At 68.8% G+C, this 26701-nt stretch carries 27 protein-coding genes; 17 read left to right on the top strand and 10 right to left on the bottom strand.

The genetic code is table 11. From position 1 onward, the window contains the following. Positions 1 to 63: 63 nt before the first annotated feature. Positions 64 to 1101: a cell division protein ZapE gene (zapE, locus tag J2T21_RS11680; protein ID WP_307581540.1), complete on the bottom strand. Its 1038-nt coding sequence runs from the start codon at positions 1099 to 1101 to the stop codon at positions 64 to 66. 256 nt (positions 1102 to 1357) lie between these two features. Between zapE and J2T21_RS11675 the strand changes: the two genes are divergently transcribed. The 3 genes from J2T21_RS11675 to ybaK all read left to right on the top strand — a co-directional run bounded on the left by J2T21_RS11675 (position 1358) and on the right by ybaK (position 3307). Then, positions 1358 to 2266 (top strand): sulfurtransferase, encoded by a 909-nt coding sequence (locus J2T21_RS11675; protein ID WP_307581539.1) that lies wholly within the window; start codon positions 1358 to 1360, stop codon positions 2264 to 2266. Positions 2267 to 2279: 13 nt separating this feature from the next. Next, complete coding sequence (locus J2T21_RS11670) at positions 2280 to 2720, top strand: SufE family protein (RefSeq protein ID WP_307581611.1); 441 nt, start codon at positions 2280 to 2282, stop codon at positions 2718 to 2720. A 77-nt stretch (positions 2721 to 2797) separates the two neighbouring features. After that, complete coding sequence (ybaK, locus tag J2T21_RS11665; protein ID WP_307581538.1) at positions 2798 to 3307, top strand: Cys-tRNA(Pro) deacylase; 510 nt, start codon at positions 2798 to 2800, stop codon at positions 3305 to 3307. 27 nt (positions 3308 to 3334) lie between these two features. Here ybaK and J2T21_RS11660 read toward each other — a convergent pair whose 3' ends face one another. Next, positions 3335 to 4588, bottom strand: coding sequence for an alpha/beta hydrolase (locus J2T21_RS11660; protein ID WP_307581537.1), 1254 nt, complete (start codon positions 4586 to 4588; stop codon positions 3335 to 3337). Between the two features lie 133 nt (positions 4589 to 4721). Between J2T21_RS11660 and msrB the strand changes: the two genes are divergently transcribed. From msrB to J2T21_RS11605, 11 genes are all read left to right on the top strand, one after another. Further along, on the top strand, positions 4722 to 5153 hold the full coding sequence (msrB, locus tag J2T21_RS11655) for a peptide-methionine (R)-S-oxide reductase MsrB (RefSeq protein WP_307581610.1): 432 nt from the start codon (positions 4722 to 4724) through the stop codon (positions 5151 to 5153). A gap of 225 nt (positions 5154 to 5378) precedes the next feature. Further along, positions 5379 to 6752 (top strand): DUF6421 family protein, encoded by a 1374-nt coding sequence (locus tag J2T21_RS11650; RefSeq protein ID WP_307581536.1) that lies wholly within the window; start codon positions 5379 to 5381, stop codon positions 6750 to 6752. A gap of 40 nt (positions 6753 to 6792) precedes the next feature. Continuing rightward, complete coding sequence (locus tag J2T21_RS11645) at positions 6793 to 7521, top strand: SDR family NAD(P)-dependent oxidoreductase (RefSeq protein ID WP_307581535.1); 729 nt, start codon at positions 6793 to 6795, stop codon at positions 7519 to 7521. 74 nt (positions 7522 to 7595) lie between these two features. Next, positions 7596 to 8651 (top strand): threonine aldolase family protein, encoded by a 1056-nt coding sequence (locus J2T21_RS11640; protein ID WP_307581534.1) that lies wholly within the window; start codon positions 7596 to 7598, stop codon positions 8649 to 8651. 96 nt (positions 8652 to 8747) lie between these two features. Further along, positions 8748 to 9365 carry a DUF3000 domain-containing protein gene (locus tag J2T21_RS11635; protein ID WP_307581533.1) on the top strand — a complete coding sequence of 206 codons (618 nt, stop codon included), beginning with the start codon at positions 8748 to 8750 and terminating at the stop codon, positions 9363 to 9365. 65 nt (positions 9366 to 9430) lie between these two features. Beyond that, complete coding sequence (locus J2T21_RS11630; protein ID WP_307581532.1) at positions 9431 to 10747, top strand: ribonuclease D; 1317 nt, start codon at positions 9431 to 9433, stop codon at positions 10745 to 10747. 145 nt (positions 10748 to 10892) lie between these two features. Next, positions 10893 to 12131 carry a thiolase family protein gene (locus tag J2T21_RS11625; RefSeq protein ID WP_307581531.1) on the top strand — a complete coding sequence of 413 codons (1239 nt, stop codon included), beginning with the start codon at positions 10893 to 10895 and terminating at the stop codon, positions 12129 to 12131. 3 nt (positions 12132 to 12134) lie between these two features. Then, a complete protein-coding gene (locus tag J2T21_RS11620) occupies positions 12135 to 14264 on the top strand; it encodes a 3-hydroxyacyl-CoA dehydrogenase NAD-binding domain-containing protein (RefSeq protein ID WP_307581530.1) in 2130 nt (709 codons plus the stop codon). A gap of 148 nt (positions 14265 to 14412) precedes the next feature. Continuing rightward, on the top strand, positions 14413 to 14844 hold the full coding sequence (locus tag J2T21_RS11615) for a QcrA and Rieske domain-containing protein (RefSeq protein WP_307581529.1): 432 nt from the start codon (positions 14413 to 14415) through the stop codon (positions 14842 to 14844). Between the two features lie 84 nt (positions 14845 to 14928). Beyond that, a complete protein-coding gene (locus J2T21_RS11610; protein WP_307581528.1) occupies positions 14929 to 15408 on the top strand; it encodes a Rieske (2Fe-2S) protein in 480 nt (159 codons plus the stop codon). Positions 15409 to 15518: 110 nt separating this feature from the next. After that, positions 15519 to 16154: a cysteine hydrolase family protein gene (locus J2T21_RS11605; protein ID WP_307581527.1), complete on the top strand. Its 636-nt coding sequence runs from the start codon at positions 15519 to 15521 to the stop codon at positions 16152 to 16154. A gap of 6 nt (positions 16155 to 16160) precedes the next feature. On the opposite strand, the gene J2T21_RS11600 is transcribed toward J2T21_RS11605, so the two are convergent. The 4 genes from J2T21_RS11600 to J2T21_RS11585 are packed head-to-tail and all read right to left on the bottom strand — an operon-like array spanning position 16161 to position 19865. Continuing rightward, complete coding sequence (locus J2T21_RS11600; RefSeq protein ID WP_307581526.1) at positions 16161 to 16823, bottom strand: hypothetical protein; 663 nt, start codon at positions 16821 to 16823, stop codon at positions 16161 to 16163. Positions 16824 to 16867: 44 nt separating this feature from the next. Further along, complete coding sequence (locus J2T21_RS11595; protein WP_307581525.1) at positions 16868 to 18295, bottom strand: ATP-binding cassette domain-containing protein; 1428 nt, start codon at positions 18293 to 18295, stop codon at positions 16868 to 16870. After that, entirely contained in the window at positions 18292 to 19050 is a 759-nt protein-coding gene (locus J2T21_RS11590; protein WP_307581524.1) for an energy-coupling factor transporter transmembrane component T, read from the bottom strand. The genes J2T21_RS11595 and J2T21_RS11590 overlap by 4 nt, the downstream gene beginning before the upstream one ends. Positions 19051 to 19058: 8 nt before the next feature. Continuing rightward, positions 19059 to 19865, bottom strand: coding sequence for an ECF transporter S component (locus tag J2T21_RS11585; RefSeq protein WP_307581523.1), 807 nt, complete (start codon positions 19863 to 19865; stop codon positions 19059 to 19061). Positions 19866 to 20078: 213 nt separating this feature from the next. Between J2T21_RS11585 and J2T21_RS11580 the strand changes: the two genes are divergently transcribed. Beyond that, positions 20079 to 20567 (top strand): hypothetical protein, encoded by a 489-nt coding sequence (locus J2T21_RS11580; protein WP_307581522.1) that lies wholly within the window; start codon positions 20079 to 20081, stop codon positions 20565 to 20567. Between the two features lie 40 nt (positions 20568 to 20607). Here J2T21_RS11580 and J2T21_RS11575 read toward each other — a convergent pair whose 3' ends face one another. The 3 genes from J2T21_RS11575 to J2T21_RS11565 form a co-directional block, all read right to left on the bottom strand. Next, positions 20608 to 21018, bottom strand: a complete 411-nt coding sequence (locus J2T21_RS11575) for a VOC family protein (RefSeq protein WP_307581609.1) — start codon at positions 21016 to 21018, stop codon at positions 20608 to 20610. A gap of 250 nt (positions 21019 to 21268) precedes the next feature. Further along, on the bottom strand, positions 21269 to 22339 hold the full coding sequence (locus tag J2T21_RS11570) for a nucleoside hydrolase (RefSeq protein WP_307581521.1): 1071 nt from the start codon (positions 22337 to 22339) through the stop codon (positions 21269 to 21271). Between the two features lie 3 nt (positions 22340 to 22342). Further along, positions 22343 to 23326, bottom strand: a complete 984-nt coding sequence (locus tag J2T21_RS11565; RefSeq protein WP_307581520.1) for an aldo/keto reductase — start codon at positions 23324 to 23326, stop codon at positions 22343 to 22345. A 182-nt stretch (positions 23327 to 23508) separates the two neighbouring features. On the opposite strand from J2T21_RS11565, the gene argG reads away from it, so the two are divergent. Next, positions 23509 to 24936 (top strand): argininosuccinate synthase, encoded by a 1428-nt coding sequence (gene argG, locus J2T21_RS11560; protein ID WP_307581519.1) that lies wholly within the window; start codon positions 23509 to 23511, stop codon positions 24934 to 24936. An 83-nt stretch (positions 24937 to 25019) separates the two neighbouring features. On the opposite strand, the gene J2T21_RS11555 is transcribed toward argG, so the two are convergent. Continuing rightward, positions 25020 to 25784 carry a DinB family protein gene (locus tag J2T21_RS11555; protein WP_307581518.1) on the bottom strand — a complete coding sequence of 255 codons (765 nt, stop codon included), beginning with the start codon at positions 25782 to 25784 and terminating at the stop codon, positions 25020 to 25022. A gap of 179 nt (positions 25785 to 25963) precedes the next feature. Here J2T21_RS11555 and J2T21_RS11550 point away from each other — a divergent pair, with 179 nt between their 5' ends. Continuing rightward, positions 25964 to 26605, top strand: coding sequence for a maleylpyruvate isomerase family mycothiol-dependent enzyme (locus J2T21_RS11550; protein ID WP_307581517.1), 642 nt, complete (start codon positions 25964 to 25966; stop codon positions 26603 to 26605). The last annotated feature ends 96 nt before the right edge of the window (positions 26606 to 26701 follow it).

The following is a 26701-nucleotide window of genomic DNA, read 5'->3' as shown; positions in this document are numbered from 1 at the left end:
CCCCGCCAAGCCAAGAGGCTTGCGGGAGCCGGGACGGCCACGGCCTTTCTGCGTTGCTGCTGCCTAAAGCGCGGGCTCGCCGGTCTGGCCCTCGCGGGCCAGCGCGGTGAGTCGGGACACGGCACGGAAGTACTTCTTCTGGTAGCCGCCGGCCATCATCTCCGGGGTGAACAGCTCGGAGAAGGGCTTGCCGGAGGCAACGATGGGCACGTCCTTGTCATAGAGCCGGTCGGCCAACACCACAAAGCGCAGTGCAACGGCCTGCTCGGTGATGGTCTCCACGTTGTGCAGCACCAGCACGTCGACATCGCCCAGCAGGGCGCGGTAGCGGCTGGGATGGACCTTGGACATGTGTGCGACCAGGTCCGCGAACTCGTCAATCGCATAGGTCTTGTCGCCGTATCGTTCGGTGGCGAATTCCTCGATGGCGGCATCGTCCAGCGGCGTCGGAGCGTCGGGCAGGCCGCGGTGGCGGAAGTCCACCCCGTCAACGCGGTGCACATCGAACTGCTCGGCGAGCACCTTGATCTCGCGCTGGAAGTCCACCGCGGCAAAACGTCCATCGCCCAGGGCGCCGGGCAGCGTGTTGGAGGTGGCAGCCAGTTTCACTCCGGCATCCGAGAGCTCGCGCATCAGGCGCGACATCAGCACGGTGTCCCCCGGGTCATCGAGTTCGAATTCGTCGATGCACACCAGCGAGTAGCTGCTCAGCACGTCGACCGCCTGGCGGAAGGAGAGCGCACCGACGAGGTTGGTGTATTCGACGAAGGTCCCGAAGGCCTTGCGGCCCGGGGCCAGGTGCCACAGCGAGGCCAGCAGGTGGGTCTTGCCCACCCCGAACCCTCCGTCCAGGTACATCCCCGATTTCTCGACCTTCTTCTTGCCGAAGAGGTTGGAGAGGAAACCACCCTTGGACTTGCCAATCGTCGAGGCGAAGCCCCTGAGCTTGGTGACCGCCTCGGCCTGGGTGGGCCAGGCCGGGTCCGGACGGTAGGTCTCGAAGGAAACCTCGCCGAAACGGTACGACGGGTGGAAGCCGGCGAGAAGATCGTCGATGGAGACCGTGGGGGTCCGTTGGGAAAGATTAGTAATCGTGGCCATACGGCTGGACGGTCCTTAGGTCTTCGGAAGGCTGTGACGGGCGTTTTTGGCGCGGAGACACGCCCCAGCCATTTTATGCCCAGACCTCGGGCATCCCCTAAATGGGAGCAGTGGCGCCGGTCGCTTATAGCGCAATTGCGGACGCTTGAAGCGAAATATGGCGTTGAATGACTCCTTCGCACTGCCCGAGGCGCGCACGGTGGCTAGGCTGGAAACAGCACCATCCCCCATTTTTCTTGTTGCGAGGTCTATAAAAATGAGCCTGCCCATCGACTCCAATCCTTCATTTGCCGACTATGCCCACCCGGAACGGCTGGTGTCCACCGATTGGCTGGCGGCCAACCTGTCCACCGATGGCCTGGTGGTCCTCGAATCCAACGAGGACATCCTGCTGTACGACACGGGCCACATTCCCGGAGCGGTCAAGGTCGACTGGCACACCGAGCTGAACGACGAGGACACCCGCGACTACGTCGACGGCGAGCGCTTCGCCGCGCTGATGGCAGCCAAGGGAATCGGCCGCGATTCCACCGTGGTCATCTACGGCGACAAGTCCAACTGGTGGGCCTCCTATGCGTTGTGGGTCTTCACCCTCTTCGGCCACGAGGACGTCCGCCTGCTCGACGGCGGCCGCGACAAGTGGATCGCCGAGGGCCGTGAATTGACCCGCGAGAAGCCGGTCGTTGCCACCACCAGCTACCCGGTCATCGAACGCGACGATTCGGTCATCCGCGCCTTCATGCCCGAGGTGCTGGGCCACTTCGGCAAGCCGATGATCGACGTGCGCTCCACCGAGGAGTACACCGGCGAACGCACCCACATGCCCGCATACCCGGAGGAAGGCACGCTGCGCGGCGGCCACATCCCCTCGGCGGCTTCGGTTCCGTGGGGCCGTGCCGCAGCCGAGGACGGGACCTTCAAGTCCCGTGCCGAGCTCGAGGCGATCTACCTGAACGAGGCCGGGCTGGCCGCGGGCGATGACATCATCACCTACTGCCGCATCGGCGAGCGCTCGAGCCACACCTGGTTTGCCCTGCAGTTCCTGCTCGGCTTCGAGAACGTGCGCAACTACGACGGGTCCTGGACCGAGTGGGGCAACGCCGTGCGCGTTCCCATCGTGAAGGGCATCGAGCCCGGCGCCGTTCCCGCAGGAATCGGGGCCTAGCCGCATGGGTGAGATGCCCCGGGCCCTGGCCGAGATCGTCGAGGACTTCCAGTCCGTCACGGAGCAGGAGCGTCTGGAGATGCTGCTGGACTTTTCCGAGGAACTGCCCGAGCTTCCGGCGCGCCTGGCCGAGCACCCGGACCTGCTGGAGCAGGTCGTGGAGTGCCAGACCCCGTTGTTCCTGAACATCGAGGTCGAGCCGGCCGGGGAGCACAAGGTGTCGTTGTTCTTCTCCGCTCCCCCGCAGGCGCCCACCACCCGCGGGTTCGCCTCGGTGCTGCACCAGGGACTCGACGGGCTGCCCGCCGCGGCGGTGCTGGCCGTCCCCGACGACATGCCCAACCTGCTGGGCTTGACCCGGGCCCTGACGCCATTGCGTTTGCGTGGCATGACTGCCATGCTTGCCCGTATCAAGCGACAGGTCAGCGAGCGGGTTGCCGCTGCCGGCTCCTAAGCCGCAAGCAATTACGATGCTTGGGCGCCGGCACATGCCGGCGCCCAAGCCCCGTTAAAGGAGGATCCCGAAAGCCCATGTCCAAGAAGAAGAATACGCATTCCACCGGGACTCCCGCGACCACGCTGCTGGACCGCGAGGCGGTGTCCTACACCGTGCACTCCTACACCCATGATCCGGCCGCGGCCAACTACGGAATGGAAGCCGCCGAGGCCATCGGGGTGCCCCCGGCCCGGGTGTTCAAGACGCTGCTGGTGTCCACCGGGGAACCGGGGTCCGCGGCGTTGGCGGTTGGCATCATTCCCGTGAACCGATCACTGGACCTCAAGGCCATGGCCACGACCCTGGGGCTAAAGAAGGTGGAGATGGCCGACCCGGCCGTGGCCGAGCGGCGCACCGGGTACGTGGTGGGCGGCATCTCCCCGCTGGCGCAACGCAACCGCTCGCGCACGATCATTGACGCCAGTGCCATGGCGCTGGAGACCGTCTACGTCTCGGGCGGGCACCGCGGCCTGGACCTGGAGCTGTCCCCGGCGGACCTGCAGCGGTTGACCGAGGCAGAGGTCGCGCACATCGCCGGCCACTGAGATCCGCCGCGGGGCAGGCATGGGGGCCTATTCCAGGCCCGCCGCGTTGTCCCCGGGACGCGGGGCCTCCAACACGCCCCGGACGAAGGCGGTGACCTCCGCTTCCCAGCGCTGCGGATCCACGTTCCACTCCCGGGTGTGCCCGGCCCGGCTGAATCGCCGCAGCCCCACCATTTGCGGGTTCAGTGCGGCGAGCTGCTCGGAGGGGCCGATCGGCACGAAGTCGTCGTCCTCGCTGTGCAGGATCAGGGTGGGGACCCGCAACTGGTCGTGCCGTTCGACCCAGTTCAGGATCTTCAAATCCAGCGGGGCCGCCAGCCCCGTAATCCACCGTCCGGCCTTGTTGCCCAGCAGCCATTGGCCGAAGTCGCCCACTGCCTCGGGGATGCGGTTGCGCTTGGCCTGGTGCGAGAGCACATCGATCCAGTTGATCACCGGCCCGTCAAGCACCAGGGCGCCGATCTTCCGTGCCTGCCGGGACCTGTCGGCCACCTGCAGGGCGATGGCCCCGCCCATGGACCAGCCAAAGAGCAGGATCTCCCTGGCGCCATTGGCCACGGCGTGGTCGATGGCAGCTTCGATGTCGGGCCATTCCGTGGCCCCGAGTCCGTAGCGTCCGTCGACCGCCGCGGGGGCCACCCCGTCGTTGCGGTAGGAAACCAACAGCGCGCTGATCCCCAGTGCCGCGAACACCGGCAGTGCGCGCAACCCCTCCTTGCGGTTTGCCCCGCGGCCATGGACGCAGATGGCCCAGGTGTCTGCCTGGGTGTCTCCCGGGACATACCAGGCCGGGGCCAGGCCGCCGAGGATCGGGATCTCGACGTCTTCGTAGGTGGCCCCGAGGTCCTCGGGCGAGTCGTAAACGATCCCCGAAAGCCGTCCGCGCACCGCGGCCGACAAGTCCCCGAAGTAGATTTTTTCCACGGCCCGGGTCACGGTGCCGTCCCCGAGCCGATAGCCCTTGGGTTCGCCCAGCCGCGCATGGCCGGTGTCTGCGGTGAAGAACAGCGAGTAGCGGCCCGGTGCCGTGGAATCCTTGTCCGCCGACAGGATCACGTCCTGCCCTTCGGGGGTGGGCACCAGTGCGAGGATCTCCAGGCTTTGGTCCGGCTCCGCATCGGGGGTCACCACGCGGCGGGCAAAGTAGGCGGCCAGCGCGGAGACGCTTCCGGCAAAGAGCGATCCGGCCGCAGCGCCGACGCCCACGCCCAGCAGTGCCCAGCTCAGGCCCTTCCCTGCCGAGGGCGCGTGGGGGGGCGTGGGGGAAAGATTTGCCTTCATGCCTACCATCATTGCAAACAACGGCTGCCACCTTGTGGTTTTGGGCCCGATGAATTTCCGCAGCCGATCCATGTCGCCGGGCAGGCGCGGGAATGAGCGCGCCGCCCCCGGTGTTGTGTGTGATGTGAGTGATATCCAGAGCCCCAAAGAATCCAGCACCCCCGTCTCGCCCAGCGTCGCCAAGACCGATGAGCAATGGCGCACGGAGTTGACCCCGGACGAGTTCCAGGTCCTGCGCAAGGCCGGCACCGAACGTCCCTTCACCGGTGAATACTGGGACACCACCACCGAGGGCGTCTATGAATGCCGGGCCTGCGGCCAGGAACTCTTTACCTCCAATGCCAAGTTCGATGCCGGCTGCGGGTGGCCCTCGTTCTTCGCGCCGCTGGCCGAGGACCGCGTCCGCTACATCCGCGATTCCACCCTGGGCATGGTCCGGGTCGAGGTGCGTTGCGCGGCCTGCGATTCGCACCTGGGCCACGTGTTCGAGGGCGAGGGCTTCAACACCCCCACCGACCAGCGCTACTGCATGAACTCGGTCTCGCTGCGCTTGAAGACGAGCTAGCCGCAGCGGGCCCTGCACCCCGGCGCCGGGGGTGGATTCGGGAGGTGCCGAACCCGAGCATTCCCCGCACGCATGCCTTGGTGCCTGCAGTGGCGCCTCATGCCACAGCACTGCTTACGCTCAGACCAATTTTCAATCAGCAATAATGACCTCTCGGTACGCTGGAACCAGGAAACAACAACAGCATCCGCGGCACGTTCGGCCGTACCGAAAGGGGTATCCAATATGTCACAGGCAACTCTTCCCAAGCCATTGTCCAACCACGAGCTCGTCTCCTCGCCCGCATGGCTGGCACTGAAGACGGCAGCCACCGAATTCCAGGGGCTCCAGGTCCACGACGGCTCGGTGCCCGAGGACTCCGACAAGCCCCGCGCCGCCGCGCTGCTGGGAACCATCACCGACTCCCTTCAGGTGCTGGCCCCGCAGTTCCCGCACGACGCAGACTACTTCCGGGCGCTGCACCACGACCTGGCCGCCTGGGAACAAGCCGGGTTCGGCATTCCCGACTTCCTTGATGCGCTGCTGGCGTTCCAGCCGCAGCTGGCCCGCCAGGACGGGTTGCGCCATCTGGTGCTCTTCCCGATGTACACGCAGAACGGCTCCACCGACCGGTTGCTCGAGGCCGTGCTGGTGGAGGTCATCTGGCCCGAGTTCATTTCCGCCCTGGAGGCCGGGGACTACTCCAACAAGCTCTTCGTCCCGCTGCGCTTCCTGGACTTCACCCCGGGCTACGACACCAACTCCGCGGTGCTCTTCCCCGAGTCCGTGGCCATCCGCGAAACCCCGTCCTTCACCTGGGGTGCCATCTTCCAGGACCGCGAGGCCGCGCGCTTCCGCCGGGTGCTGAAGTCCGCCGCCCAGATCACCAACCTCGAACTGCCCGCCGACGCCGCTGCCATGCTCGGGGACCAGGCACTGACCGAAGAAACCTTCGTGATGTGGGACCTGATCCACGACCGCACCCACATGCGCGGGGATTTGCCCTTCGACCCGTTCATGATCAAGCAGCGCATGCCGTTCTTCCTCTACTCGCTCGAGGAGCTGCGCTGCGACCTGACGGCCTTCCGCGAATGCGTCAAGATCGCCCAGGACGCGACCGCCGACACGGCCACCCGGCACCACGCCAAGCTGGTGCAGTACGCGGTGATCTTCGATCGGATCTTCCGCTTCGCCATCACCGGGTCCCGCACCCGCAACTACGACGGGCTCGGCGGGCAGCTGCTCTTCGCCTGGATGCACCAGCACCACGTGCTGCACTGGACCGACACCAAGCTGTCGATCGACTGGGACCAGGTCCCCGAGGTCGTCTCGAACCTGGGCCATGCCATCGACGAGCTGTACTGGCGCTCGATCGACCGCCCGAAGATCGCCCACTGGCTTGCGGCCTACGAGCTGGTCTCCGCCACGCTGACCCCGCACCCGGCCTCGGTCTGGGCCAAGGGCCCCGACGCGCTGCCGCTGACCGCTCCGCTGCGCGAGATGACCGACCAGGTCATGGACGACGAGTTCCCGCTGTCGATGTTCTACGAGGCCCTGGCCAAGAAACTGCGCCCGGTCATCGAATCGACCGTGGGCATCACCGGCACCTCGGACATCTAACGCACCGACCGCACACCCAACGGAGGCTAGAATCTTTTCCATGGCTGACCTCAAGGATCTGACAATACTGATTGCCGGGGCGAGCTCCGCCTCCGGCGTCGCGGCGGCACACGCCCTGTGCGAGGCCGGCGCCACGGTGCTGGCCGCCGGATCCAATGCGGAGCGGCTGGCACAAAGGCTGCCCTTCGTGCACGGGCGCTACGAGGTCGATTTGGCCAACCACGCCGCGGTGACCGAGCTGCACGCGCTGATCGACACCGAGCGCGGGCCCATCGACGGGCTGCTGCACCTGGTCGGCGGCTGGCGCGGCGGCAAGGGCCTGGCCGGGCAGTCCGACGACGACGCCGAGTTCCTGCACACCCAGGTCGTCACCACGCTGCGCAACACCACCCGGGTGTTCCGCGACGACCTGGTGGCCTCGCGGTGCGGACGCGTTGCCATCGTCTCGGCCGCCGCCGTGGATTCCCCATCCGGCTCCAACGCCAACTACACCACCGCCAAGGCCGGGGCGGAGGCCTGGATGCGCTCGGTGGCAGCGGAGCTGCGCACCGCCCAGTCCGGCAGCAAGACCGCACCGGTCCCGCAGCGGGCCGCGGCCCTCACCTGGGTCATCAAGGCGTTCACCGACGCCGCCGGCCGCGAGGCGCACCCCGAGCGCAATACCGCCGGCTTCACCGACGTCACCGCCTTGGGGCAAGCCGCCGTGGAACTGTTCACGGCGGATGCCTCCGCGATCAACGGCGCGCGGATCAACCTGCCAAGCCTCTGAACAACCGGTGCGCGGCAGCCGCCGCGCACCGCTGAATTTTTCCCCTGCCTTCCCCTCGATAGGACTCTTCTCCCGTGACTTCCTCGATCCATGATTCCTCGATACGCGGCTTCGCCTCGGACAACTACTCCGGCGTCCACCCCGAGGTCCTTGCGGCACTGGCCGCGGCCAACGGCGGGCACCAGGTCTCCTACGGAGAGGACCAATACACCGAGGAACTCGGACGCGTCATCGCCTCGCACTTCGGTGACATCGCCACGATCTTCCCGGTGTTCAACGGCACCGGCGCCAACGTCACCGCGCTGCAGTCGCTGCTGCCGCGCTGGGGTGCGGTCATCTGCGCCAACAGCGCCCACATCAACGTGGACGAGAACGGCGCCCCGGAACGCGTGGGGTCCATGAAACTGCTCTCGGTGCCCACCCCCGACGGCAAGCTCACCCCCGAGCTGATCGATTTGGAGGCCTGGGGCTGGGGAGACGAGCACCGTGCCCAGCCGCTGGCCGTGTCGCTGACCCAGTCCACCGAGCTCGGCACCCTGTACACGCTCGAGGAACTGCGCGCCATCACCGCGCACGCCCACGGCAAAGGCATGCGCGTGCACATGGACGGGGCCCGGCTGTCGAACGCCGCCGCCGCGCTCGGGGTGGGGCTGGGCGAGATGACCACGGGGACCGGGATCGACATCCTTTCCCTGGGCGGCACCAAGAACGGCATCATGTTCGGCGAGGGCATCGTGGCCCTGACCGAGGGCCCGGCCGAGTCGATGAAGTACCTGCGCAAGATGAACATGCAGCTGGCCTCCAAGATGCGCTTCATCTCCGCACAGTTGCTGGCCCTCTACGGCACCGACTTGTGGCGGACCTCGGCCGCGCACGCCAACGCCATGGCGGCCAGGCTCTCGGCCGCGGTCCAGGCGACCGACGGCGTGGAATTGGTCTACCCCACCGAATCCAACGGCGTGTTCGCCGCCCTGCCCAACGCCGTGGCGGACCGCTTGCGCGAGCGCTTCCGCTTCTACGACTGGGACCGGGCCGCGGGCCAGGTGCGCTGGATGTGCTCCTTCGACACCACCGAGGCGGACGTGGATTCCTTCGTGGCCGCACTTGGCGAGGAACTTGCCGCGCGGTAGGTTCCACCGCGGGCCGCCGGGGCGGGCGCGCAACCTGCACCCGCTCCCCGGCGTGCCGCAAGCATCCAAGCCACGGCCACACTTTAGACTCGCCATGTGACATCAACCGGACCAGTCCAAGCAGTGCCGCCGGCCTTCCTCGAAGCCCTGGCCGCCGTTCGCCGCGCCAGCTGCCGGCGCGAAATCCGCCTTCAGGAGATCCCGGCCCCGGCCCGCCTGGCACCCTACGCCCTGGCGCTGTCCGCGGACGTCCACGAACGAGTGGCGCGATCCAAGACGGAAACCGCGGCCCCGGTGCACGCCGAGGAACTGGCCACCGGACGCTTCGTGCTGCTCCACGACCCGGCGGGCTCCGCCCTCTGGGACGGCACCTTCCGCATCGTGACCTACATCCGGGCCCGCATGGAATCGGAGATGGGCAACGACACCATGCTCGGCTCCGTGGCCTGGACCTGGCTGCTGGACTCGCTGAACGAGTCCGGCGCCGACTACCGCCAGGCCGGCGGCACCACCACCCGCGTGCTCTCCGAGAGCTACGGGACCCTGGCTGACCGGCCCGAGACCATCGACATCGAGCTGCGCGCCTCCTGGACCCCCGGCGACCACGACATCTCCACCCACCTGGAGGCCTGGGCCGACATGGTCTGCACCTTCGCCGGATTGCCGCCGCTGCCCAGCGGGGTCACCGCGCTGCCGCACCGCCGGCTCTCCTAGAACCGGGCCATTCCGGACCGCCGGAATCCGGGTGCCGGGCAATCGGTACTAGAATCGGTTACATCATGACCCGTACCCACCACGCCACCAAACCAGCCCCGGGCACCGCAGCCGACGCATCAACCGCTCCGCCGCAGCCCGAGGGAATCGAAGAAGCACCGCAGGCCGAACCCCGGGAACCGGTCCTGCTGGACATGCCGCGCGACGGGGTTCCCGAGGTGGTCACCACCGCACCGGGACTGGCGCGCGCCGCGCGCGCCATCGCCGCGGGCACCGGCCCGGTGTCCGTGGATGCCGAGCGGGCCTCGGGCTTCCGCTACGGACAGCGCGCTTTCCTGGTCCAGCTGCGCCGCGAGGGATCGGGCAGCTGGCTGATCGACCCGGTTCCCTTCGAGAACCTCGATCCCATCCAGGAAGCCATCGGGGACGAGACCTGGATCCTGCATGCCGCCTCCCAGGACCTGCCCTGCCTGCGCGAACTGGGCCTGGAACCGGCCCGCCTCTTCGACACCGAGCTGGCCGCCCGCATCGCGGGGCTGCCGCGCGTGGGACTGGGCCCCGCCGTCGAATCCCTGCTGGGGCTGCGCCTGGCCAAGGAACACTCGGCCGCAGACTGGTCCACCCGCCCGTTGCCCGAGCCGTGGCTGCGCTACGCCGCGCTGGACGTCGAGGTGCTCGACCAGCTGCGCATCGAACTGATCAAGATCCTTCAGGCCGACGGCAAGCTCGAGTACGCGGAACAGGAATTCGAGGCCGTGCGCACCGCACCGCCTGCCCCGCCGCGCGTGGACCCGTGGCGCCGCACCTCGGGCCTGCACCAGATCCGCGACCGCCGGACCCTGGCCGCGGTCCGCGCCCTGTGGGAAACCCGCGAGTCCCTGGCCCGCACCCGCGACACCGCCCCGGGCCGGCTGATCCCGGACTCGGCGCTGGTCGCCGCGGCCAAGGCCATGCCCAAGAGCGTCCCCGCGCTGCTGAAGACCCCCGGCTTCCACGGCCGTTCGGCCTCCAAGGACGCCCCGAAGTGGCTGCGCGCCCTGCAGGATGCCTCCACCACCTCCGAGCTGCCGCCGAACCAGGTACCCTCGAACTCCCCGCCCCCGCCCAAGGTCTGGGCCGACAAGGATCCGGTGGCCGCCGCGCGGCTGCAGACCGCCCGGGCCCGGGTGGCGCGCACGGCCGAGTCGCTGAACATCCCCATGGAGAACCTGCTGACCCCGGACACGCTGCGCCGGTTGTGCTGGAACCCGCCGGCGGCAATCGACCCGGACACCGTGGCCGATGCCCTGCGGGCCCTGGGTGCCCGGGCCTGGCAGATCGACCTGGTCGGCCCGGTGCTGACCGTGGCGCTGCTGGACCCGGACGAGTTGGCCAAGCGCTGATGAATTGCCGGGCAGGTTTTTCCGAAATACCGGGAAGCACCTGCCCGGCTTTTTCTTGCCCGGGAGCGCCCGGCTTGCACTCTAAGTTACTCACCAGTAGCGTATGGGGTGGATCACATCCACATCCCGATCACAAGGAGTACCGGTGAGCCCCCAGCCAGTGAACACGCGCCATGCGCGCAGCGTCCGCGACGTCGTCTTCGTCGACGGCGTCCGCACCCCCTTCGGCAAGGCAGGTGAAAAGGGCATGTACCACGGCACCCGCGCCGACGACCTCGTGGTCAAGTGCATCCGCGAGCTCATCCGCCGCAATCCCTCGCTGCCGCCCGAACGCATCGACGAGGTCGCCATCGCGGCCACCACGCAGACCGGCGACCAGGGGCTGACCATCGGGCGCACCGCAGCGCTGCTGGCCGGCCTGCCGCAATCGGTCCCGGGATTTGCCATCGATCGCATGTGCGCCGGGGCCATGACCGCGGTGACCAGCACCGCCGGCTCCATCGCCTTCGGCGCCTACGACGTGGTCATCGCCGGCGGCGTCGAGCACATGGGCAACCACCCCATGGGCGCCGGGGCCGACCCGAACCCGCGCTTCGCCGCAGAACGCCTGGTGGACCCGGCGGCCCTGAACATGGGCAACACCGCCGAGAACCTGCACGACAGGTTCCCGGCCATCACCAAGGAACGCGCCGACGCCTACGCCGTGGAATCCCAGGCCAAGCTGGCGGCGGCCTATGCGGCCGGGGACATCCAGCCGGACCTGGTCCCGGTCGCCGCGCGCCGCCCGTCCGAGGGCTTCACGCTGCGCACCACCGACGAACCACCGCGCCCGGGCACGACCCTCGAGTCCCTGGCCGGGCTGCGCACCCCCTTCCGCGCCCACGGCCGGGTGACCGCCGGCAACGCCGCGGGCCTGAACGACGGGGCCACCGCCGCGGTGCTGGCCAGCGCGCAGGCCGCCGAGGAACTGGGGCTCGGCGTGAAGATGCGCCTGGTCTCCTACGCCTTCGCCGGGGTCGACCCCTCGGTGATGGGCATCGGCCCGGTCCCGGCCACCGAAAAGGCGCTGGCCCAGGCCGGGCTGGGCATCGAGGACATCGGCTTGTTCGAGATCAACGAGGCCTTCGCCGTGCAGGTGCTCTCCTTCCTTGACCACTACGGGATCGAGGACACCGACCCGCGGGTGAACCGCTATGGCGGCGCCATCGCCGTGGGCCACCCGCTGGCTTCCTCGGGCGTGCGCCTGATGAACCAGCTGGCCCGACAGTTCGAACAGGACCCCTCGGTCCGCTACGGGTTGACCACCATGTGCATCGGGCTGGGCATGGGCGGCACCGTCATCTGGGAAAACCCGCACCACGCAGACTTCGGAAAGGATGCCTAGGCCATGAGCTCGAGCACCATTGAAAACTTCGCTTCCCTCGCCTCCCTGGTCCCCGACGAGATCATCACCCACTCCCTTCTTGAGGACGTGGTGCTGCCCGGCGGCGCCACGCTTGCGCTGCTGACCCTGGACAACGGGTTCGACCACAGCAAGCCCACCACGCTGGGCCCCAACACCCTGCTGGAACTGCACGCGGCGCTCACCGCGCAGAAGGAACGGGCCGCCGCCGGGGAGATCGCCGCGCTGGCGGTGACCGGGAAGCCCTACTTCCTGGTCGCCGGTGCGGACCTCAACGGCGTGAAGAACCTCGCCTCCCCCGAGCACGGGGCGGCCATGGCCACCTTGGGCCATGCCTGCTACGACCTGCTGGCGGACCTCGGGGTGCCGACCTTCGCATTCATCAACGGCGTCGCCCTGGGCGGCGGGCTGGAGATCGCCCTGGCCTGCTCCTACCGCACCGTCTCCACCGGGGCCAACGGCATCGGGCTTCCAGAGGCCTTCATCGGCCTGATCCCCGGCTGGGGCGGGGTCTACCGGCTCCCGCGGCTGACCGGCCCGGAGGCGGCCATGACGGTGATGATCGAAAACCCGCTGAACAACAACCGCTCGCTGAACGGGGCCGCGGCCTTCAAGCTCGGCATCGCCGACGCGTTGTTCGAGCCCGCGGACTTCCTGGAGCAATCCCTGCTCTGGGCCGGGAACGTGATCGGCGGCGCCGAGGTGGCCCGCCCGAACGCCGTGGAGCCGAACTCCAGCCCCGAGGTGGCGGCCCGCTGGGCGGCCGCCGCGGCCAAGGCCCGGGCCTTCGTGGAGGCCAAGACCTCCAACGCCGCCCCGGCCCCGGCCAAGGTGCTGGAGGTCTTCGAGGCCGGAGCGTCGATCACCCAGAAGGAATCGGCGGCCCTGGAAATCGCGGCGCTGACCGACATGATGCAGACCAACGCCTTCCACAACACCGTGTACGCATTCCTGGACCTGGTGCAGAAGCGCTCCAAGCGACCCGCCGGCGCCCCGGATCCGAAGCTCGCCCGCCCCGTCACCAAGGTCGGCGTGGTCGGGGCCGGGCTCATGGCCGGACAGCTCGCGCTGCTCTTCGCCAGGAACCTCAAGGTGCCGGTGGTCATCACCGACATCGACCAGGCACGCGTGGACAAGGGCCTGGCCCACATCCATTCCGAGGTCGACAAGCAGCTGGCCAAGGGCCGCATCTCCCCCGACGCGGCAAACCGCACCAAGGCCCTGGTCACCGGTTCGGTGTCCAAGGAGGCCTTCGCGGATGCCGACTTCGTGATCGAGGCGGTCTTCGAGGAACTTGCCGTCAAGAAACAGGTATTTGCCGAGGTCGAGGCCGTGGTGTCCCCCGAGTGCATCCTGGCCACCAACACCTCCTCGCTGTCGGTGACCGAGATGGGCAGGGACCTGAAAAACCCCGAACGGCTGGTTGGCTTCCACTTCTTCAACCCGGTCGCCCAGATGCCGCTGCTGGAGATCGCGCGGACCGAAAAGACCGGCGACACCGCTCTGGCCACCGCCTTCGCCCTGGGCAAGGCATTGCGCAAGACCAGCGTGCTGGTGGCGGACGAGGCGGCCTTCGTGGTGAACCGGATCCTGCTGCGGTTGATGGGCGAGATCGCCAATGCCTTCGACGACGGCACCGAGGCCTCGGTGGCCGACGGCGCGCTGCGCCCCATGGGCCTGCCCATGAGCCCGTTCACGCTGCTGGCCATGGTCGGGATCCCGGTGGCGCACCACGTCTCGGAGTCGCTGCACGCCGCCTTCGGCGAGCGCTTCCACGTCTCGGGCAACCAGCAGGTGCTCATCTCCAACGGCATCAAGTCCCTGTGGGCGCCCACCGGCGACGGCGGGATGGAGATCCCGGCCTCCACGCTGGGGCTGTTGGAGTTCGGGAACACCCCGAGCACTTCCGGGGAACTGCTGCTGCGCACCCAGGACGCGCTGGCCGAGGAGATCGGGTTGATGCTCGCGGCGGGCGTCGTGGCGGGTCCCGAGGACATCGACCTGTGCATGATCCTGGGTGCCGGCTGGCCCATGCACCTGGGCGGCATCACCCCGTACCTTGACCAGGTCGGCGCCTCCGAGCGGGTCAACGGCAAGAAGTTCCACCAGCACTAGCCGGGTCCCCGCGCACCGGGGCGGGTGAAGGCGGGATGCCGGCAACGGCCGGCGTCCCGCCTTCACCGTTTCCCGATGGTCCGGGCCAAAAAAATAATCCCGGCTCCCATCCATCGACCTTGGCCCGATTGTGCGCGACACTTTGGTTATGAAACAGCACATCACTCTCATGCCCACCCGCAGAAGCGTCATCGAGGCTTCCCTGGTTGCCGGCGCCGCGGTGACATTGGTTTCGTGCGGGTCCGGCGGGAAGGCCCAGGACCTCCCGCAAGCCACCGGCAAGCCCGTCGACGCGATCGCGCTGGCGAAGCTTCCGGTCAAGGGCACCGCCTCGGTCACCGTCAACGGTGCCGGCTACCTGCTCTACCGCCCGGACGAGGCCACGGTCCTGGCCTACACCTCGGTGTGCACCCACCAGGGGTGCAAGGTCGGCACCGGCAGCGGCGAGGCCTTCAAGTGCCCCTGCCACGGCTCGGAGTACTCGAAGCTGGACGGTTCGGTCATCCAGGGTCCGGCCCCGAAGTCCCTGGCCCGCTTTGCCACCGAGGTCGATGGACCCGAGGTCAAGATCCTCCTCTAGCGGGCGGCATCCCGGCACGGTTGTAAGTGACATCGCAGCCCTGGCTGCGCCTGGGTGGTGCGCCCGCATGGAATGATGGGTCCCATGAGTTTGCCCATCCCTGATTGCACACGCCGCGCCTTTGTCGGCACCACCGTGGCCGCCGGCGCCACCCTGGCACTGGCCGCCTGCGGCGACGGTTCCTCGGCCGCACCGAACAACGAGCCCTCCGCTCCCCCGGCAGCCGAAGGCGAGGGAACCGTCGTGGCCACCGTGGCCGAGCTGCCCGTGGGAACGCGGCTGTCGGTCGCCGCGGTGCGCACCCGGGGCGAGGAAGCGGGCAAGCAGGCAGGGTTCCTGCTCTTCCGTCCAAACGAGAAGACGGTGCTGGCCTACACCGCGATCTGCACCCACCAGGGCTGCGCGGTGACCACCAAGGACCCCAACGGCGAGGCCTTCTACTGCCCCTGCCACGGCTCCTACTTCCAGCCCGAGGACGGCAAGGCCGTTGCCGGACCGGCCCGTGCCGCGCTGGAACGCTTCGCCGCCGGGATCAAGGGCGACGAGGTCCTCATCTACGTCTAAGCCCGCTGGTGGCAGCCTCCCTTCCCTTGGAGGGCAAGGCGTCATAGGTTGGTGGGTGGGTGCCCTGTGGGCGCCTACCCGTTTTCTTGTCCCGAAGGAGCCGACCAGCCATGTCCAATGAGTCCACCGCAGTGGTGTTCATCGAATTCCAAAACGACTTCACTTCCCCCGGCGGCGTCCTGCACGACGCGGTCAAGGATTCCATGGAGGCCAACTCGACCCTCGAGAATGCCGCCAAGGCGCTGGCCGCGGCGCGCGAGCACGGTGCCACGGTCATCCACTCGCCCATCGGCTTCGCGCCGGGCTACAACGAGATCTCAGCCCACCCCTACGGGATCCTCAAGGGCGTAGTGGATGCCACCGCCTTCGTCAAGGGGCAGTGGGGCGCGGAAATCGATGCGCGTTTCACCCCACAGCCGGCCGACATCGTGATCGAGGGCAAGCGCGGACTGGATGCCTTCGGCAGCACGAACCTGGATTTCATCCTGCGTTCCAAGGGAATCACCAAGGTGGTGCTGGCCGGATTCCTGACCAATTGCTGCGTGGAATCGACCATGCGCACCGCCTACGAGCGCGGCTTCGAGGTCGTGACGCTGACCGATGCCGTCGCGGCAACCTCCGTGGAGGAAGGCGAGTCCGCGGTGCGGTTCAACTACCCGATGTTCTCTACCCCGGCGACCACCGACGAATTCATTTCCACGTTGGAATCCTCCCGGGACCTGGCCGACACCTCGCGCGGCTACTAGGATCCGTCAGCCACCTGCGTCAAAGCCCCTGGTCATGAACTCGACGGTTCCGTCGTCGAGCCCGGACAGTGACATCCATCCGGCCTCGCTGGCCGTCCCCGGCACCCGGTAGCTGTGCAGGTCCGCGCCCCACCGGGTGCAGAGGAGCTCGTTGCCTTCATCGACCCAGTGGGTGGCGACCAGGACGCCGTCGGCCCATGCCTCGTAGCGGTGGGTCGACACCGTGGCACCCAACGGGATGGGCAGCTGCTCGAGCGCACCGACCCGCAGGATGCGCGCATTGGGCTCGGCACCCAGGTGTCCGTTGGCATCCTGCGCGTCCCAGGCGGCCTCGTTCAGCCGCCAGTAGCGCAACCGGTTCCCCGGATCCTCGATGGCCTTGAATAGCATCAGGATATCTCCGTAGCTCGGCATGGAAATACTGGGCAGGCCCTGCGGTTCCCGGCGCATCAGCTTGGCCGCGCCCAGGTTCCGGTCCCGGTACCAACTCAGTTCCCAGCTTCCGTTCCCGGGCTCCAGGCGGAGGCGCGATTCGGCACGGTAGGGCTCGCCGTCGTCCTCGACCAGGACGCGGGTGAGCAAGACATTGGATTCCAGCAACCGGTAGAGCACCCCGACGCGCGCCTCATCGCGCACCAGCACTTCCCAGCGCTCAAAATCCTGCGGCATGCCACTCCCGTCGCCCATCTGCCCCTGCCTAAAGTTCCCCCACTCTACCCGGGGCCGCCGGTCCTGTCCCGGACGCGGGCTGCAACGGCCGGGCCCATGCGGTGCACCCGGTGCGCGGTGGCGGCCATGAACGCCTCGTCGTGGGTCGCCAGCAGCACCGCCCCTCCGCGGTCCAGCACCACCGCGAGCGCCGCGTGCAGCAGGGCCAACCCGTGGGCGTCCAGTGCCTCGGTCGGCTCGTCAAGCAGCAACACCTCCGGCTCGCGCACCAGCACCGTGGCCAGGGCGACGAGCCGGCGGGCCGAGGCCGGCAGCTCGTAGGGGTGGGCCTGGGCATGCTCTCCCAGTCCCAGCGAGTCCAGCACCGCGGGGATCCGCGCCGCCGCCGGGCCGCGCCTGGGCAGGCCGAAGGCGACCTCGCGGGCAACGGTCCGCTCGAAGAGCTGGTCGGAGGGATTTTGCAGCAGCAGCCCCACTGTGCCGGCGGCCAGGGATTTGCCGTGCACCTGCCCGGCGCTCGGGCGCAGCAGGCCGGCGGCGGCCTTGAGCACCGTGGTCTTGCCGCTTCCGTTGGGCCCGGCCAGCCCCACGCATTCACTGGCCCGCACCGTCAGCTCCAGGCACTCCACGACGGGGTGTGCGGATCCCGGGTAGCCGATCCCGACCCCGGAGAAGCCCAGCAGCACCTCGTCTGGTGTCCCCGGTGCCCCGCGCACCGCCGGTGCCAGGGGTGCCGGGTCCGCCGGCACCGCGGTGTCCAACTCGTGGCAGCTGCCGGCCCGCAGGGCCAGCACGGTGTCGGCACCGGCCGTCAGCCGGTCGACGGCGCGGGCGAGCAGCACCAGTGCGGTGCCCCCGCTGCGCAGCCGGTCCAGCATCTCGCAGATCCGGGCCGCGGCCGCGGCGTCCAGGCCGGCCAGCGGTTCGTCCAGGACCAGCACCGTCGGCGTATCGAGCGCGAGGGCGGCCAGCGCCACCAGGCGTTCCTGCCCGCCGGAGAGCTGGGCCGGATCGCGATCCAGCAACGCGTGCAGCTCCAGTCGGTCCGCGAGGGCGGCGATCCGCCGGTGCATCTGCGCGCGCGGCACCCCGGCGTTCTCCAGGCCCAGGGCCAGTTCCTCTGCCACGGTCGCGCGCACCCCGGAGAGGTAGTGGCGCGCATCCTGCGGCAACAACCCGACCTGCCGGGCCCAGCCCACCGGGTCGATGCGCACCGCAGCGCCGGGCCGGTGGCGGATCCGCTGGCCGGCCAGGTGCAGCGTCGCGTCCAGTGCGTCGCCGTCGTGGCGCGGCAGCATCCCGGCCAGCACGGCCCCGAGCGTGGACTTGCCCGATCCCGAGTCCCCCAGGACCACCGTCAGCGAGCCCGGCGCCAGGGAAAGGTTGATCCCGGACAGCGTGTCGCGGGAGGCCCCGGAATAGCGGAAGCGCGCCAGTTCCAGCCCGAGCACCCGGTTCGGCCCCGTGCTCACGCGGCACCGGCCCAGGTGGGCGCCAGCACCGCGACCGGTCCCAGCACGATGCAGGCCAGGGCGATCCGGCGCACCCGGCGCTGGGCGGCCGAGTCCGGCACCGTGCGCAGGCGGGTGTGCGGACCCGCGGCCGGGAACCCGCGGGCGGCCAGGTGGGCGGAGCGGTCCGCGGCGTCCTGCAGGGCACCGAGCACCAGCGGGACCGAGCGCAGCCGCACGCGCCGGAACCAGCCGCGCGGCCCGCCTCCCAGGGTCGCCCCGCGCAGCAATTGCGCCTGGCCGATGGCCCGCTGCCGCTGTTCCAGGGCCGGAAGCAGCAACAGCGTGGCCGCGAGAAGGTAGCCCAGCTGCGGCGGGGCGGGTGAGAGGTCGACCGCGGCAATCAGGTCATGCCGGTCGATCAGCAACGTGCACAGCAACCCCGCCACCACCAGGACCCCGGTGCGCAGGCCCAGCGCCCCGGCGGTCGCCAGTCCCTCGGCGGTGATCCGCAGCGGGCCCGCGGCGGCCAGCACGTGGCCGCCGGCGGCGTCCGCCATCGAATGGATCAGCAGCTGGGAGCCGAAGGCCGGTGCCAGGATGGCCACGGCCAGCCCGGCCAGCCTGCGCGCGCGCCGTGCCCAGGCAGCCAGCAGCAGGCACGCCAGCAGCACCGCGACGCTGAGCCACCAGCGGCCGATGGCCACCGTGGTGGCGGTGGCGGCCGCGGCGAGGGCGAGCACGGTGAAGGGGTGCAGCGGCGAGGTGCGGGGCATGGGACCGGCTACCTGGAGCCGCGGGAGCCGAGCACGTTGTGGCGGCGCACGAACGCGAAGCCTGCACTGAGCCGCCGGGGCAGCGCGTAGATGAGCAGCGCGGCGACCAGGAAGACGATGGCCTTGTCCCCGGGGTCGGAGATCAGTGCCTGCTTGGTCACCGCCGAGAGCAGCGAGTCGCCCATGGAGCGGAACGCGGCGACCAGTGCGCCGGTCCCGACCCCGGAGGTGCCGCCGAAGACGAAGGCGGCCACCGGTGCGGAGAGCACGCCGACCAGCACGCCGGCGGCCAGCCCGGCCACCGGGGCCAGGTAGGGGCGGCGCAGCGCGCCGAAGCGGGCGGCGGTGCCGGCCAGGAAGCCAACCAGTGCGGCGCCGGCGGCAAAGGGCAGCACCGTGGGGTTGAACAGCGACCAGATCAGCGTGCCGAGCACGCCGGTGGCGGCCCCGGCCCGGCGTCCGGCCAGGAATCCGACCAGCACGGTGCCCAGCGAGTCCAGGTAGAGCGGGACCATCACGGAGCCGACGAACTGGCCCAGCACGATGTTCAGCGCCAGTGCGACGGGGATCAGGGTGAGGGTGGAAACCGGAAGCTCGGGCAGCACCGCGGCCAACAGCAGCAATGCGGCCACCAGGTAGGCGGCGAAGGTGGCCAGGGCGACGGTCTGGCCCAGCCCGTCGACCAGGCCGGTGGGCTGGGTGAGGACCAGTGCGGTGTAGGTTCCGGCGAGCAACAGGGCGCCGGCGGCTGCCAGCATCCGGCGGCGCATCGGGTGCCCGGTGGCGGTCTCGGGCAGGATCAGGTTCGGTGACATGGGATGGAATTCCTCGATTGCGGGGGCACATCCCGGAAAGACCGGATGCGCCACGGAGCGTGAGCGGGGCCTATGTCACCTTGGCCCGGGAAAGATTCTAGCGCACCGCGGCTCCGTCCCCGGCCGGAATGAGGTTCCTGGGTGGTGCGGCTCAGGCCAGAAACAGCAGACTGCTAGTCTTTCGAGATGCGCACAATCTTCACCATCCTCGGAATGGTTGCGATCATCGCTTATGCGGTGCTCGGGGCAATGCTGATGAACGACTGGGCCGTGGTTGCCGCCAGCGGCGTGCCGCTCGAGACGGCGATCACCGACATGGCTGCGGCGAACCAACCCTACAGCGCAATTCCAGGGGCCGTCTTCGCGTCGCTGGGTATCGTGCTCGCCCTCGCATGGGGTGTGGCGACGATATCCCGCCGAGCCACCTTGCCGATATGGGCAACAGCGTCAATGTGGGCAGGAATCCTTGCCCTGGGCGCACCGGCATTCTTCTTCACGGCGTTCGGCAACATGAATTCGGTGGGCGATACCTACTACAACTGGAACGCCGAGGCCGCATTCGCGTTGGAGGCACCCCTCTATATGGCCAGCGGGGTCGCGTTCCTGGGCGCCACGGCCACGATGCTGGCCGCGCTCGCCATGCCAGTCCTTCGGAAGAAGCCATCGCCCCGTCCGGGGCACGGCACCGGGGAAACCGCCTAGCCCTGTCGCCGGCAATTGCGGCCCGGCCGGATGGGGAAAGTCAGCCCTTCTTCAGCTCCTGCGCGAGCATCACCAGGATTCCGCTCGGGCCACGGAGATAGGTGAGCTTGTAGATGTCGGAGTAGGTCGCCACGCCGCGCAGGGGGTGGCATCCGTGCCTTGCGGCAAGCGCCAGGGCCTCGTCAATGTCATCCACCGAGAAGGCCACACGGTGCATGCCGATGTCGTTGGGACGGGTGGGGGCCGATTCGATCGCCTCGGGATGGATGTATTCGAAGAGCTCCAGTTGTCCGTGTCCGTCCGGGGTCTGGAGCATCGCGATGTTGGCGTGGTTTCCATCGAGTCCCACCGCGGTGTCGGTCCACTCGCCGCTGACGGTGTCTCGGCCGACGACAGCAAGACCAAGGTTCGTGAAAAAGGCGATCGCCTCTTCAAGGTCGCGAACCGCAATGCCGACGTTCTCAAGTTAGATAGCCATGTGGTGAAAACTACCAAGGGCGCAGGCATAACGCCAGAGCCCCGGACCGCCGTTCCCGCTGGCAAGGTGCTCCCCCGGCGGTCCGGACTTTCCCCGAGGAGCCGACCCGGGATCGGCGCTTTTTTGCGGCACCCCACTTCCGCTGTCCGCGCTGGCAAAGGCATGGCCGGCGGGTGGGTTCCGGCGTCCAAGCCAGGAAATTCGGTTGCCCGGCACGTGCCACTCAGGCAACTTGGCCAATCCGCCGGGCCAGGGCGCCGAGCTTCTTCACGAGTTCGGCGAAGCCGGCCTCCGGGTCGTTCGAGGTGACCACGTGGGCGTTGGCCGGCTTGCCCCAGAGCGCGCGGAAATCGGCCACGGTGGTGCCGATGAGCAGCGGCGATTGGGTTTCCACGGCCACGGTTGCCTCCCGGGCCTTGTATTCCAGGGTGCCGGCGGCGATCCCGGCGGCGAAGAAGTCGTGCACATGGGCGATGTAGCCCTGGTCGTAGTCGCGGTGGAACTCGAAGTAGAAGCGCAGCGCATCGGACAGGTAGCGCACCAGCGGGTTCGAGGCCATGCTGCGGGTGCCTTCCGGGTCGTCCCCGCGCACGATCTCCGGTTCGGTGCATCCGGCGGCCGCGGCCAGGTCGGCGAGCAGTTCGGGGCGCATCTCAAAGCGCTCGGTGGTGTCCAGCGAGCAGACGATCGGCAGCTTGGCCGCCTCCAGCCCGGCCGCGGCGGCGGCCGTGTATACGGCGTAGACCTCCGCGGCGGCATGCGGGTCCACGTGCGTGTTCCACTCGGCGGTCGGTGTGGTGTTGCCCTGGTGGTAGAAGGCCCCGCCCATGATCACGACCCTGCCCAGCAGCCAGGGCAGCCGCGGTTCGCGGCGCAGTGCGAGCGCGAAGTTGGTCAGCGGGGCACTCAGCAGCGCGGTCAGCTCCCCGGGGTTGGCGCGGGCCGCCTCGATCCAGTGATCAACCGCGTCCTGCTCCCCCGCGTTCGGGTCCGCCGGTGCCGGATCGGGCAGCGTGGCGTACCCGACGCCCTGCGGGCCGTGGGTTTCCGGAGTGGTCAGCAGCGGGACGGCCAGCGGTTTGCGTGCCCCGATGAGCACCGGCACTTCCGGCGCCCCGCACAGCGCCAGCAGCGCCCGGTTGTTCGCCGCGACCTGGTCGACGCCAACGTTGCCGGGCGTGGCGGTGACCGCCACGATTTCGACGTGTTCGCAGGCCGCCAGGTAGGCCAGGGCCAGGGCGTCGTCGATCCCGGTGTCGTTGTCGAGCAGGATCCTGATCCGCGGAAAGTCCATCGCCTAGAAGAGTGCGATCTTCGGCACGCGCGGGAAGATCGTGTCGAGTTCGGCCAGGTCCTCTGCCGACGGCTTCCAGGAGACCGCCGCGGCGTTCTGCGCGACCTGCTCGGGCAGCGTGGCCCCGGCGATGACACTGGCGACCGATCGCTGGGCGGCCAGCCAGGAGAAGGCGATCTCAAGTTCGGTGAAGCCGCGCTCGCGGGCGAAGTCGGAGAAGGTGCGCAGCTGCCCGAAGTCCACGGTGTGCATCAGGTGCTGCCGGGCGTGGGTCAGCCGGGAGCCTTCCGGGGCCCGGCCATCGGAATACTTGCCGGTGAGCAGCCCGTTGGCCAGCGGGAAGTACGGCAGCAGGCCCAGCGAGTACGCCTCGGCGGCCGGGGCCACCTCGAGCTCGGCGCGCCGATCCAGCAGGTTGTAGTGGTTCTGCGAGGAGATGAAGCGCGTGCCGCCGGAGATGCGGGCGGTGAATTCGGCCTCGGCGATCTGCCAGCCGGCGCGGTTCGAGTGCCCGATGTAGCGCACCTTGCCGGCGGCCACCAGGTCGTCCAGGGCGGCCAGCGTTTCCTCGATGGGGGTCAGCGGGTCCGGGCTGTGGAACTGGTACAGGTCGATGTACCCGGTGCCCAGCCGGCGCAGGGAGGCTTCCACGGCGCGGACGATGTAGCGGCGCGAGCCGCGGGCACCGAAGTCGTTGCCGTTGGCCCCGCCCATGTCCATGCCGAACTTGGTGCCGATCACGACCTCATCGCGGCGCTTGCCCAGCGCCGCCCCGAGCAGGGTCTCCGAGAGGCCGGGCTCCCTGCCGTAGGTGTCGGCGACGTCGAAGAATGTGATTCCGGACTCAAGGGCGGCGTTGATGACGGCGTTGGTTCCGGCCTGGTCCTCGGTGGCGGTCCCGGCACGGCCCAGGTTGTTGCAGCCGAGCCCGACGGCCGAAACCACCAGCCCGGAATTGCCCAAACGGCGATACTCCACAGTGCTCATAAGGATTCATCCCTTCAAATAATTATGCATTCAGTGCCGCCCGCGAAGGCATCCCCGGCGCGGACCCGCGACCACGGTCCCGGAAAATCCAAGTATGACCTGCTTTTCGGCCCGTTGCATGTCTCCCGGCAGCCTTGTCATTGTTCCCCGGAAACTCCCTTGCACGCTATAGGATGGAGGACATGTCTAAAGTCCTCACCTCCCTGCCCGTTGGCGAACGCGTAGGTATCGCGTTCTCCGGTGGCCTTGATACTTCCGTCGCCGTTGCCTGGATGCGTGAAAAGGGTGCCATCCCCTACACGTACACCGGCGACCTTGGCCAGTACGATGAACCGAATATTGATGCAGTCCCGGGCCGCGCCCTGGAATACGGCGCCGAGGCCGCACGCCTCGTCGACTGCAAGCCGGCCCTGGTCGAAGAGGGTCTGGTGGCCCTGGCCTGCGGCGCCTTCCACATCCGCTCCGGCGGCAAGGCCTACTTCAACACCACCCCGCTGGGCCGCGCCGTGACCGGCACCCTGCTGGTGCGTGCCATGCGCGAAGACGGCGTGGACGTGTGGGGCGACGGCTCGACCTACAAGGGCAATGACATCGAGCGGTTCTACCGCTACGGACTGCTCTCCAACCCGAAGCTGCGCATCTACAAGCCGTGGCTTGACCCGGCATTCGTCCACGAGCTCGGCGGCCGCTCGGAAATGAGCGAATGGCTCATCGAACGCAACTTCCCGTACCGCGACTCGGCCGAGAAGGCCTACTCCACCGATGCCAACATCTGGGGCGCGACCCACGAGGCCAAGACCCTCGAGCTGCTGAACACCTCCCTGGAATCGGTCGAGCCGATCATGGGCGTGCGCTACTGGGACGAATCGGTTGCCATCAAGGCCGAAGACGTCTCTGTGACCTTCGAGGCCGGCCGCCCGGTCGCCATCAACGGCGTGGAATACGCCGATGCGGTCGCACTGGTCGACGAGGCCAACAAGATCGGTGGCCGCCACGGCCTGGGCATGAGCGACCAGATCGAGAACCGCATCATCGAGGCGAAGTCCCGCGGCATCTACGAGGCCCCGGCCATGGCGCTGCTGCACATCGCCTACGAGCGCCTGCTCAACGCGATCCACAACGAAGACACCGTGGCCAACTACCACGCCGAGGGCCGCCGCCTGGGCCGCCTGATGTACGAAGGCCGCTGGCTGGACCCGCAGGCCCTGATGCTGCGCGAGTCCCTGCAGCGCTGGGTCGGCTCGGCCGTCACCGGCACGGTCACCGTGCGCCTGCGCCGCGGCGACGACTACACGGTGCTTGACACCGTGGGCCCGAACCTCAGCTACCACCCGGACAAGCTGTCCATGGAGCGCGTGGGCGACTCGGCCTTCGGCCCGCTGGACCGCATCGGCCAGCTGACCATGCGCAACCTGGACATCGCCGATTCCCGATCGCGCCTGGAGCAGTACGCCAACCAGGGCCTGCTGGGCAACAAGACCGTCGAGCTCGTCGGCAAGCTTGAGGCAGGCGGAGCTTCGGCGATCGTCGATGCCGAGGCAGTTGACGCCGATGAGTTGGCTTCCGATCGCGCCCTGGAGCGTGCGGCCTTCGACTCGGGCACCGACTAGAAGCACTATGCCGGTGGCCCGCTCGGGCCGCCGGGACGGGCGGGGCATTTCACCGGTTTCTCGGTGAGGGGCCCCGCCCTTTTTCACACCCGGCCCCAGTCCCGTTTCCCGATCGCGTCGAGGTCGCGCACGGCAAAGCGCAGGTGTTCCCACTCCTCGGACAGGATCACGTGCAGGCAGGAGCGCGTACTCTCCTCGCGATCCGGGTTCCCGGGGTTGGCGTGCTTCTCTTCGAGATCCGCGTCGGTGAGCGTGGCCAGGAACCCGCGCACCATCGCCACGCGCCCGGCCCTGGCCTCGAGTACCTCGGGAAACGAGGGAACGCCGGGGGTGAACACGGAGGCGTCGTAGCCGTATTCCGCAAAGCCGTCGTTGGGCTGGCCCAGGGAATGGAACGGGGCCTCGATGCCCAAGATGGTGAGGCGCAGCCAGATGTCGGTGGCCATGACCAGGTGGCGCAGCGTCTGGGAAAAAGACCATTCCCCGTCCACCGACTCGTCGACGGCCCCCGCCGGCAGCGCCGCGACCCGCTCCATGGTGGACGCCCAGGCCTGTTCGACGGCCGCCCAGGCACCGCGCAGGCCCTCGGGGTCCGCGGCCCGCATCGTTGCCCTGCCCGGGAAGCGGCGCAGCATTTCCCCACGCACGAAGGGCACCACGTCCACGCCGTTGACCAGCAGGACTCCCCCGTCCCGCAGCAGCCACGGGTCATCGATGTCGGCTCCCTGCATGTTGCCCCCGCGCATCTTCGCATCCGAGAGGTCGCAGCCGTTGAACCGGGACCCGCGCAGGTCTGCGTCGCTGAATCGCGATCCCTGCAGGTCGTCGCTCGAGTCGAAGATTGCCATGCTGGTCCTCCCCCAGGCAGCTCGCCACGGCGAGGGCCGCCGGGCGGGATGGTGCGCGGCGGCCACTCGTGTGGCCGCGAGCCCACGGTACCACCGGCGTGGCGGTTCCCGGATGCCGGCAGCGGCATCGGCTTGCTAGACTTCTCGACCACGCCCCGTTGCCTACGTCCGGAGAAACCATGCCCCCAAACACCTCACGCCACCGGCTCTGGTCGTGGGCGCACGCCGAGCGCGCGGCCCTGTCCCGGGATCTTGCCGGCCTCGAGGATGCCCAGTGGGCAACCGGCTCGCTGTGCGGGCGCTGGAGCGTGGAAGAGGTCGTGGCGCACCTTACCGCGGCGGCAAGCGTTGGCCCGGTCCGCTGGGTCGCCAGCGTGCTGGGTGCTAGGTTCGATTTCGACCTGCACAACGACCGGCGGCTGGCCGAGCACCGCGGCGCAACTCCCGCCGAAACGCTGGCACGTTTTCGCTCAATCCTTTCCAGCACCACCTCGACGTTTGGGCCGATCGAGGCATGGGTGGGCGAGGTGGTCATCCACGGCCAAGACATCCGCCATCCACTGGGGATCGATCACGACGTCGACGTTGCGGCCGCCACCGCGGTCGCCCGCTTCCTCGCGAAGGGAGATTTCACCGTTCCGAGCAAGACGAACATAGCCGGTTTGCGGCTTGAGGCCACCGACGGCCCGTTCGCCAGCGGTGCCGGCCCGCTCGTCACGGGCACAACCCTGGCGCTGGTGATGGCCATGGCCGGACGCGGCGCCTACTGTGGGCAGCTCACCGGGGAAGGCGTCGAAACCCTGCGGGAGCGGTGTTCCTGACTCCCGGGCAGCGCCACGGGCAGCCTTGGACACGGAGGAGTCTTTGACTTGGTGGCCCGATGGACGACGCCCGAGACGCGTGTGGAGGAATCGCGT

This window comes from Paeniglutamicibacter psychrophenolicus (assembly GCF_030812255.1).
Classification (GTDB): Bacteria; Actinomycetota; Actinomycetes; order Actinomycetales; family Micrococcaceae; genus Paeniglutamicibacter; species Paeniglutamicibacter psychrophenolicus_A.
This window is presented reverse-complemented; position numbering and strand designations above follow the sequence as displayed.